At 52.3% G+C, this 9,888-nt stretch carries 9 protein-coding genes and 3 pseudogenes; 10 read left to right on the top strand and 2 right to left on the bottom strand.

All coding sequences use genetic code 11. From position 1 onward, the window contains the following. Positions 1-17 precede the first annotated feature (17 nt). Positions 18-869, bottom strand: coding sequence for a DMT family transporter (locus FDY98_RS24845; RefSeq protein ID WP_022522271.1), 852 nt, complete (start codon positions 867-869; stop codon positions 18-20). A 326-nt stretch (positions 870-1,195) separates the two neighbouring features. Between FDY98_RS24845 and FDY98_RS24840 the strand changes: the two genes are divergently transcribed. The 10 genes and pseudogenes from FDY98_RS24840 (at position 1,196) to FDY98_RS24800 (ending at position 8,524) form a co-directional block, all read left to right on the top strand. Further along, positions 1,196-2,083 (top strand): sugar phosphate isomerase/epimerase family protein, encoded by an 888-nt coding sequence (locus FDY98_RS24840; RefSeq protein WP_051430479.1) that lies wholly within the window; start codon positions 1,196-1,198, stop codon positions 2,081-2,083. 47 nt (positions 2,084-2,130) lie between these two features. Beyond that, positions 2,131-3,030 (top strand): hydroxypyruvate isomerase family protein, encoded by a 900-nt coding sequence (locus tag FDY98_RS24835; RefSeq protein WP_027958091.1) that lies wholly within the window; start codon positions 2,131-2,133, stop codon positions 3,028-3,030. A gap of 36 nt (positions 3,031-3,066) precedes the next feature. Further along, positions 3,067-4,754 (top strand): annotated as a pseudogene (locus tag FDY98_RS24830) (GMC oxidoreductase). After that, the gene (locus FDY98_RS24825) at positions 4,751-5,410 is read left to right on the top strand and encodes a gluconate 2-dehydrogenase subunit 3 family protein (protein ID WP_027958089.1); all 660 of its coding nucleotides are present in this window, start codon (positions 4,751-4,753) and stop codon (positions 5,408-5,410) included. The pseudogene FDY98_RS24830 and the gene FDY98_RS24825 overlap by 4 nt, the downstream one beginning before the upstream one ends. Positions 5,411-5,427: 17 nt before the next feature. Beyond that, positions 5,428-6,205: pseudogene (locus tag FDY98_RS24820) on the top strand (3-keto-disaccharide hydrolase). A 225-nt stretch (positions 6,206-6,430) separates the two neighbouring features. Further along, on the top strand, positions 6,431-6,868 hold the full coding sequence (locus tag FDY98_RS26365; RefSeq protein ID WP_196518300.1) for a hypothetical protein: 438 nt from the start codon (positions 6,431-6,433) through the stop codon (positions 6,866-6,868). Continuing rightward, the gene (locus FDY98_RS29885) at positions 6,832-7,128 is read left to right on the top strand and encodes a PQ-loop domain-containing transporter (protein ID WP_196518298.1); all 297 of its coding nucleotides are present in this window, start codon (positions 6,832-6,834) and stop codon (positions 7,126-7,128) included. Before FDY98_RS26365 ends, FDY98_RS29885 begins: the two co-directional genes overlap by 37 nt. Positions 7,129-7,290: 162 nt before the next feature. Next, positions 7,291-7,563, top strand: coding sequence for a CopG family ribbon-helix-helix protein (locus FDY98_RS24810; RefSeq protein WP_027958086.1), 273 nt, complete (start codon positions 7,291-7,293; stop codon positions 7,561-7,563). After that, positions 7,560-7,835, top strand: a complete 276-nt coding sequence (locus FDY98_RS24805; RefSeq protein ID WP_027958085.1) for a type II toxin-antitoxin system RelE/ParE family toxin — start codon at positions 7,560-7,562, stop codon at positions 7,833-7,835. The genes FDY98_RS24810 and FDY98_RS24805 overlap by 4 nt, the downstream gene beginning before the upstream one ends. 410 nt (positions 7,836-8,245) lie before the next feature. Further along, complete coding sequence (locus tag FDY98_RS24800) at positions 8,246-8,524, top strand: hypothetical protein (RefSeq protein ID WP_027958083.1); 279 nt, start codon at positions 8,246-8,248, stop codon at positions 8,522-8,524. Positions 8,525-8,634: 110 nt separating this feature from the next. On the opposite strand, the pseudogene FDY98_RS24795 reads toward FDY98_RS24800, so the two are convergent. Further along, a pseudogene (locus FDY98_RS24795) lies at positions 8,635-9,860 on the bottom strand (nucleoside permease). Positions 9,861-9,888 lie beyond the last annotated feature (28 nt).

The following is a 9,888-nucleotide window of genomic DNA, read 5'->3' as shown; positions in this document are numbered from 1 at the left end:
TTCCCTCGATATGACCTTTATCGGCGGCGGCGAAATCTGATCACAATCAGGGCTATACCCGCGACCACTAAGCCGCCGCCCACTAGTTTATGCACGCCTAGGCTGTCGCCCATTAACAGCGCGCCTAGGCCGACTGCCAATACCGGTACGAGTAGCGTCATGGGTACCACGCGATTAACCGGGTGACGGCGTAAAAGCGCATACCAAATCCCGTAAGCGACAATCGACGACATTACGGCGGTGTAAATCATCGCCCCCCAGCCTAACCAAGTTGCTTGCTGCATCGCCTGCCACTGACCGCTCTCAAATAGCCATGACCCCAACCCTACCTGAGGCACCGCGAACAGCGCCACCCAGCCTGCCAACGCCATCGGCGCAATGGGCGGGCCACGCTTGATCAACAGCTGCGACACCGCCCAGCCCATGGCACTGCACAACAGAATCGCCAGTGGTAAAGGAGAGGGCAGCGTTGGCCCACCGGCCAGTACGACTACCCCAGCAAAAGAGAGTAGCAGCCCGACAATCCGTTTGGGGCCTAGCTTCTCTTTTAGAAAGATGACCGCTAGCAATGTGGCAAAGGGCGTGCCCATCTGTACTAAAAGCGCGCCGGTACCTGCTTCTGCATGCTCCAAACCAATAAACAGAAGAGCGAAGTGGAGGCTGCCGAAGGTGATGGATAACAGTAGCAAAAACGGCAATTGCACTCGCGCCACCGGGTAGAAGGGCACCAGCAGAACTGCGACCAGCATAAAACGTAGGGTGGTCATCAATAGCGGCGGTAGCTCCGCTACACCGACCTTGATAACAATGATATTCAGCGCCCAAATGGCGATAACAAAGAGGCCGAGCAGCAGGTCGCGTAGTGGCACGTTGATGTCCGTTGGTGGATGGAAACGATAGCCATTGTATCAGCTTGGGAGACGGCAAAAATAATAGTGAAATGAGTTGCAGGTAAGCGCCGCTACTGCTTGATACCAAAGTATTAGGTTTTTCTTTAATAGTCTATATGTTGTTGATAAACAATTGGTTGTTAACTGACTTGTGTGGGTGTTAAGTCCTTTTTGTCCCCTTTAAAGCGGTGAAAAAAGTTGCTGACTTGCACATTTAACTGAGATGTTCTAAATAAATGTAACCGATTACATTTTTGCGTCGGCGCTTTCACAACCTATAACAATCCAACAACAATGAGGTGGATATGGATACCCCACTACGCCCAAAACGTTTGAGTTCACAGGCTCTGCTGGCTGCTAGTGCAGTGGCGCTGTCAGTGCTGAGTGTGCCTGGCGTTGTTCAAGCTCAACAAAGCAGCACAGCAGAATTACCCATTGCTGTTCAAATGTATACGCTGCGTGATTTTGGCAATTTGGAGGAGCAGTTAGCCGCCGTAAATCGGGCGGGAGTCTCTGCCATTGAGACGGTGGGCACCCAGCAAGTGACAGCCGAAGAACTCAATGCTTTGTTAGAAGAGCACGCGCTTGAAGTGATCTCAAGTCATGTGCAGCTAGACGATTTGCGCAATCGCTTAGATGAAACGGTGGCTTTTAATCAGGCGGTGGGTAACGACACTTTAACAATGCCTTATCTAGCCGAGGACGCACGCCCTAGTGATGCACAAGGATGGCAGGCGTTGGGTGAAGAGCTAGGTGATATTGCCGCTGAGCTCGATGCCGAAGGTGTCCGGTTGGCGTACCACAACCATGATTTCGAGATGGAAGTGTATGACGGTAAAACCGCGTTAGAGCATCTGTTTGATGCTGCTGGATCTGATCTGCTGGCGGAATTGGATATCGCCTGGGTGGCACGTGGCGGGTTTGACCCGGTTGAGTATGTCTCGCGTTTTGATGGGCAACTGTTTGCTGTTCACGCCAAAGATAATGCTCCAGAAGGCACCGCCGAAGAAGAGGGCGGTTTCGCCACACTCGGGGAAGGTGTACTGGATTGGGATGCAATCTTGCCTGCCATCGAGGCCGCTGGTGTTGAGTGGTACATCATCGAACACGATATGCCACTCGACGCAGAAGCGGTGATTACCGAGGGCAACAGCTTCTTACAGGAAAAACTGACAGCGCTTCGAGAAGAGTAATGCACGCCTAGGCCATCTCATTTAGATGACGAACGCGAGGATGCTTTATGAAGCGCTACCTTATTGATCGGCGTAGCCTGCTGCGCCACAGCGTTACCGGTGCTATTGGTCTGGCGGCGCTATCTCAGCTTGGCTCTCGAGCCCTAGCTGACGATATGCCTTCTCAGCGGGCACTAAAAGGCAATATCCATCATTCAGTCGCTCGTTGGACATTCGATTTTCTGTCTCTGGAAGAGCTTTGCCAGCTTTCAACTGAGTTGGGCATTACGGCGATTGATCTGGTGGGGCCAGAAGAGTGGCCTGTGCTTCAGCGGTATGGGCTCGACTCTTCCATGTGTAATGGCGCTGAGTTGAGCCTTGAGGATGGCTGGGGCGATACCCGCTTTCACTCAGAGCTGATTGAGCGATACCTTCAGCATATCGATCTGGTCAGCCAGGCGGGCTACACCAATCTCATTTGTTTTAGCGGCAATGCCCGGGGTATGAGCCCTGAACAGGGTTTGCAAAATGCCGAAACGGGGCTGAAGGAGATTCTTGCCCAGGCAGAGGCAAAAGGCGTGGTGCTACAGATGGAGCTGTTCAACAGCAAAATCGACCACCCCGATTATCTTTGTGACAACTCGGCTTGGGGCATTGAGCTTTGCCGTCGCCTCGATTCGCCCAACTTCAAGCTGCTCTATGACATCTATCACATGCAGATTAGTGAGGGCGATGTCATTCGCACTATCAGTGAAAACCATCGCTTTTTCGGCCATTACCATACTGCCGGTGTGCCTGGGCGCCATGAAATAGACGACACCCAAGAGCTCAACTACCCCGCGATTTGCCGCGCTATTCGAGATACCGGCTTTCAGGGCTATATCGCCCAAGAATTTCTCCCTGACCGTACTAGCCAACAGGCAAAAATAGAATCACTGCAGGCAGCTATTCAGCGCTGCGATGTGTGATTCGACTCGAACAACAACACAATAAGGAAGATGACCATGCCAGATAATCACTACGATGCCATCGTGGTTGGCTCAGGCATTAGCGGTGGCTGGGCCGCTAAAGAGCTCACTGAAAAAGGTTTGAAGGTTTTACTGCTTGAGCGTGGGCGCAACATTGAACACGTGAAGGATTACCACAATGCCAATAAAGAGGCGTGGGATTATCCCCACCGTAATGAGCCGACCCAGGAGATGATCGCTAAACACCCCGTGCTCAGGCGCGACTACCCCCTTAATGAAGCCACCATGGGCATGTGGGCGGATGAGCAGGCCAATCCCTACGTGGAAGAGAAGCGCTTTGACTGGTTTCGCGGCTATCATGTAGGGGGGCGCTCACTGCTTTGGGGGCGGCAAAGCTATCGGCTCAGCCCTATGGACTTCGAGGCCAACCAGCGTGAAGGCATCGCCATTGATTGGCCGATTCGCTATGAAGATATCGCCCCGTGGTATGACTATGTGGAGCGCTTTGCCGGTATTGCAGGTACTCAGGAAGGGCTAGATATTCTTCCCGATGGCGAGTTTCTGCCGCCAATACCGCTTAACTGCGTGGAAAAAGATGCCGCCAAGCGTATTAAAGAGGCCTTTGGTGGGCAGCGCCATCTTATCCACAGCCGAGTCGCCAATATTACCCAGCCAAAGCCGGAACAAAATCGCGTCAACTGCCAATACCGCAATAAATGCTGGCTGGGTTGCCCTTATGGTGCCTATTTCAGCACCCAGTCCGCCACGCTTCCCGCGGCGGTGGCCACAGGTAATCTAACGTTACGGCCATTCTCGATTGTCAGCCAGGTGCTGTACGACAAAGACCGTCAGCGGGCGCGGGGCGTTGAGGTGATTGACGCTGAGACCCATGAAGTCCATGAGTACACCGCTGATGTCATCTTCCTCAATGCGTCTACGTTCAACACTACCTGGATTTTGATGAACTCCGCCACCGATGTCTGGGAAGGGGGCTGGGCAGTAGCAGCGGCGAACTGGGTCACAACGTGATGGATCACCACTTCCGCTGCGGTGCCAGTGGCGAAGTGGAAGGCTATCTCGACAAATACTACTTCGGACGCCGTCCTGCGGGCTTTTACATTCCGCGCTTTCGCAACGTAGGCGATGAGCAGCGAAGCTACGTGCGCGGGTTTGGTTATCAAGGCGCGGCGAGCCGCGAGGGCTGGGATCGCGAAATTGCTGAGCTCAATATCGGCGCTGATTTAAAGCAAGCACTTAGCCAGCCAGGCGGTTGGACGATCGGTATGACAGGCTTCGGCGAAATGCTGCCCGATCACGATAACCGCATCTCCCTTGACCACAGCGTTCGCGATAAATGGGGGCTGCCTGTGCTGTCGATCAACGTTGAGCTCAAGCAAAACGAGCGCGATATGCGTCGGGACATGGTTCAAGATGCGGTCGACTTACTTGAGGCCGCGGGCGTGAAGAACGTCACAGGTGACGTAGGCGATTACGCGCCAGGCATGGGGATCCATGAGATGGGCACCGCGCGTATGGGCCGTGACCCGAAAACTTCAGTGCTCAATAGCCACAACCAGGTGTGGGATGCGCCCAATGTGTTTGTTACGGATGGCGCCTGCATGACGTCATCCTCTTGTGTAAATCCTTCTCTAACCTATATGGCGCTTACCGCTCGGGCGGTGGACTATGCGGTGGAAGAGCTGAAGCGGGGGAACTTGTCATGAATCGTCGCGAATTACTCAAAATGATCGCCCTGACGACCGGTACAGCGATGATTGGAGGCAAATCCCTATTTGCCTTTAGCGATGCTGGCCAGTCAGGCCATCCCTTTAGCAGCCGTGATGTAGAGCGGCTGGACGAGCTTGCCGAAACCATTCTGCCGAGAACCGATACCCCAGGTGCTAAAGACGCTGGCGTCGGGGAGTTTATGGCCCTGTTCGTCAGCGACTGCTATACGCCCTCAGAAAGAGAGGTGTTCTATTTTGGTTTAGCGCAGCTTGAAGCGCGTAGCCGAGCGGCCTACGAACGCGATTTTATAGCGCTGAGTGGCGAGCAGCGGTTAGAGCTCATAACCGAGTTGGATCGCGAAGCGATGGCGCACGCCCAGCAACAGGCTCGTAGAGAGCAGCCAACCCCTGCTGAGGCACTGACCGCAGAGACCCAGACTGCGCAAAATCAAACGGCGGAAACCCAGTCATCCCAGGAGCACGCGGATAGCGAGGAAACGCTTCCACACTACTTCACCATGATGAAGCAGTTAACGCTGTTCGGCTTCTTCACCTCAGAAGTTGGCGCGACGGAAGTCTTGCGCTACGAAGCGGTGCCAGGCCGCTACGAGGGCTGCGCGCCTTATAACGGCGAGCCTGCTTGGGCCACTTAATGGAAAGGAGAGCATTGATGAACTATCAATACACCCAGGCACTCTGCTTATTGGCTTGTGGCAGTTTGTTGGCATTCGACAGTGCGGCTCAGGAGGGCGGCTCGGATAAGTCGCTGACACCCGAGCAGCAATCCACTAAAACCGAAGTGTGGGAGCCTGTACCCCCTTCGGTTTCGGTGCCTGAGACGGGCGTTCCTTCCGATGCGATCGTGTTATTCGATGGCACCGACTTAGACGCGTGGGAGGCCGAAGAAGGCGGGCAGGCCGAGTGGCACATGGAAGACGGTGTGATGACGGTGAATCGCGGCGCGGGAGGAATACGCACACGCCAGGATTTCTGCGATGTGCAGCTCTACTTGGAGTGGCGGTCGCCGGCCGATATTGATGGCATGGAGGGCCAAGATCGTGGCAATAGCGGCGTCTTCCTGCAGGAGCGTTATGAAGTGCAAGTGCTGGACTCCTATGACAACCCGACCTATCCCAACGGCCAGGCGGCATCTATCTACAAACAGCATCTTCCGTTAGTCAACGCATCCCGCCCGCCCGGTGAGTGGCAGAGCTATAACATCCTCTACACCGCGCCACGTTTTGATGATGAAGGCGCCCTTGAATCGCCTGCCTACATCACCGTTCTGCATAACGGTGTAGTGGTTCAGCACCATGCTGAAGGTGCAAGGCACCACCGAGTGGATTGGCGAACCCAACTACGACGAAGCCCACGGCTGCGCGCCCATTTACCTGCAGGATCACGATGCAGACGTTAGCTTTCGAAACATTTGGGTAAGAGAGTTATAGCAGAGCGCTTTTAAGCACCCTAAGCGAGCAAGCCAGTCTTCTGATGCTAGATAGTATCGGGGGCTGGGCTTTTTGGCAGGCCTCGAACTTTTTTCATCACGGGTTAGTGTTTTGTACGTTGCTTTTCCATACAATATTATTAGGTAAAATTAACTGTTCTCATCATTCAATAATTAGATGCGCGGTATAATCACGGTTATAACTTGGGAAAAGCATGGAAGTGTTATGACTCTTTACAACGTGGCAGGAACTATCAGCTCGCTTCTCTTTCTTGGGTGCCTGGTAGGTTTGGTTGTTCAGATTAGAAAGATACGGCAACGGAAAATTGCCGACCCAAGAGGAGCTGAGCTCGGCTACGCGACCCAGTCACTTTCGGTGAATGGTTTCTTTTCAAGCTTCATCGCGTTCTATTCATTTTTGCTTTATTCGATAATGCTAGAAGATATTGATTATTATATCTTCTTTACTCGATTGATTGCTTCACTGGCCACATGGATCGTACTGTTTGAGATCTTCCTGGATCGGTCGCCTCTATCGCAAAGGGCGCCATTTTTAACCGCTTCAGTTGCTTTGCTAGCAGCGTTCGGAGCTTTATTTTTTCGGGAGGAAGTAAGCCATCTGGTGAAGTGGCAGCAGAGTCCCTTGCTGTTTTCGCAACACTGATCATTCTTCAGGGCGGTATTCAGCAAATAAGGAAAATATGGCAAGCGAAATGCACTGGAGCTCTCTCGCTTCCCATGACATTGGTTTTCTTTGCCAAGGACGTTTCGAACGTATTTTTTGGAATTGTGCTCGGACTTGAGCTTGGTTGGCCTTTGATACTAATGGGGGCTGTCAGCGGTATCTTAAAACTCGGTGTAACCATTACCTTCCTACTATATCCAGAGAAGCTGGAGACAGAGGCCAGAGTCGGCTATCACTAAGTATGAGCGGGTTCGAAAGATGCTACAACAAGGCCTGCTACGGCGATGGTCACTGCACTATTCCCCAGCCGTGCGTGATGCTGGGTACGAGATTAAATTTTTGCAGCAATCTCATTGACTATGCTGTAATACATTGTAGTCATCGGGGTTGAGGGTATAAATATGGGTGTCACTACAGTTCGTCTTCAGGCGGATGTTGAACAGCATCTGGAAGCTATCGCAGGCAGGCTCCACCGGAGCAAAGGCTGGGTGATCAACCAGGCGTTGTCGGAATACATCGAGAAGCAACAGCTTGAGCAAGAGCGTTGGAGGCAAACGCTGGAGGCAATGGAGTCTGCCGCACAGGGGAAGGTGGTTGATAGCAGCGAGGTTCATCGTTGGCTCAATAGCTGGGGAACGGAAAATGAGCAGGATGCGCCGAGGTCGGATAGGTGAAACTGGTTTACACGAATGAAGCCATTGAAGATTTGCAGCGCCTTAGAGAGTTCATCGCCATCCATAATCCATCAGCAGCCGGCCGGATAGCAGCTGAGCTGGTCGGCAAAATCGACTTACTGCCAGACTTCCCCAAAATGGGAACGCCGGTTGAAATGGCACCGGATTCTGTTCGTGACATGGTCTTTGGTAAGTACGTTATCCGCTATTCAGTACATCCGAGCGTCATCATTATTCTGCGCGTATGGCACGAACTGGAAGGTGAGCGTTAGCCATTAAGCCAGCTGCAATTCCCGGCTATGGCAAAATAGAAGTGAAAAGAAAGCGGATTTGGTTATGTATTTACGTTTAACCGAAAGGGAGTTTTATGGACGGCTTTTTTGAAGAGATAGGCAGGGGGTTTTTTAGGGGAATAGGTTACATACTGGCAGAGGTATTCTTTAGAACAATTTGTTACTGGGTTGGTTGGCCAATCTGTAAACTAGTTACTTTGGGGAAATATCCTTCGGCTTCTAAAGTGATATATCTCGATGAGCATAGCAGTCGAGCCGACGGCGCCTGGTGTGCAGTAGTGGGCTTGATTGCATTGGTTGTGTTGGCTCTGTATTTGCTCGGACAGTTTTAGATTTCGGCTGTGCCATTCATTTAGGTGAGTTTAATTCTATCGTCAGGAGGCAAAGGAGTGGCGGCTAGAAAACAAAGGTCATTGAAGATCAAGACGCTAAACTCAGTTTGTGCAAGTGCGTTAATCGGGGCGCTACTTTATATTGTGATCATGGGGTTTGAGGTGGTGGCGCTTGGCGCGATGGGAGTTGCTCTCACTGGTGTCTCAACACCCGTGATTGTCAACAGTGAGGGATTGTTAGAGGTACTGCTAGAAATCGTCATGTCGATAGCTGAAGGCATCATGACTATTGTTGAAGTTGTCGTAGGCGCAATATCGGGGCTTTTTAGCCTGTGAGCAATAAGACGTCATGACTGAGACGATGTGCCCATTAAGTACTTTAAAAGTTTATAAGATAGTTAGCCGGGCGCTGCCAAAGCGCCCGGCATGTTTCATGTTCCAGACTCTTACAGTTCAGGCTTAGCCGTTACGCTTTTATCGTTTTTAAAGGTGAGGTAGAACAACACCAGCACCGCGATAGCAAATGCTGCTGGGAACATCCAGATGCCTTGCCAGTCGTGCGCGCCGTTGGTGGAGAAGTGATCGGTAATCTGACCGGCTACCCAGAAGCCTATTAGCATGCCTACCCCGTAAGTGGCCAGCGTGATCATGCCCTGGGCAGAGCTTTTAAACTTCTCCCCTGCGCGGGCATCGGTGTAGATTTGGCCGGTCACGAAGAAGAAGTCGTAGCACACGCCATGCAGGGCAATACCAATCAAGAGCATAAACACCATCTCATCGGCGTTACCGAACGCAAACAGCGCATAGCGTAGCGCCCACGCCAGCATACCGATCAGCAAGGTTTTCTTGATACCAAAGCGATGAATAAAGACCGGTAGCAACAGCATAAACAGCACTTCCGATACCTGGCCCAGGGTCATTTTACCGGTTGGATTGGTCACGCCGATCTCGGCGAGAAAGGGGTTGGCGTTTTGGTAATAAAACGCTAACGGAATACAAATCAGAATAGAAGCGATAAAGAAGATGGCGTAGTTGCGGTCTTTTAGCAGGGCCAGTGCATCTAGCCCTAGTACTTCTTTTAAGCCAACCGGGCCGTTTGCTTTAGGCGGCGTCGCAGGGAGGCTAAAGCTATACAGGCCAAGGGCTAAAGACGCGATGGCGCACATCAAGAAGGTGTTACGCAGCATGCCGTCGGCGATGCCTTGGGAGGAGTCCCAGGCGAATAAGTAGCTGATCCCCAAGCCCGCGATAATCCAACCGATGGTTCCCCACACGCGGATTTTAGCGAACTCCTGGCCTGGGTCGCTCATTTGGCGGAAGGAGACCGAGTTAACCAGCGCCAGTGTCGGCATATAGATAATCATATACATCAACACTAACGGGTAAAACGTACTGAAGTCGCTGGCGACATACAGGCCGTACATTAACGCAGCGCCCGCTAAGTGCAGAACACCGAGAATACGCTCGGCGTTGAAATAACGGTCAGCGATCAAGCCAATAATGAAGGGGGCAATAATGGCACCCAGGATTGGGTAGAGAACGCCATGCCAATCTGGCCACCGCTGGCGTTGAGGTTGTTGGCCAGGAAGGTGCCCAGGGTGACAAACCAGCCGCCCCAGATAAAGAACTGCAAAAACATCATGATACTGAGTCGTGTGCGTATCATAGCCATGACGTGATCCTTTGTTGTGGTTGTGTGG

Origin of the sequence: Halomonas sp. PA16-9 (assembly GCF_009728585.1) — a bacterium.
In the GTDB taxonomy this organism is placed as follows: domain Bacteria; phylum Pseudomonadota; class Gammaproteobacteria; order Pseudomonadales; family Halomonadaceae; genus Vreelandella; species Vreelandella titanicae.
Note: the sequence above shows the minus strand (reverse complement) of the source record. Positions and strands in the feature narration are given on the sequence as shown.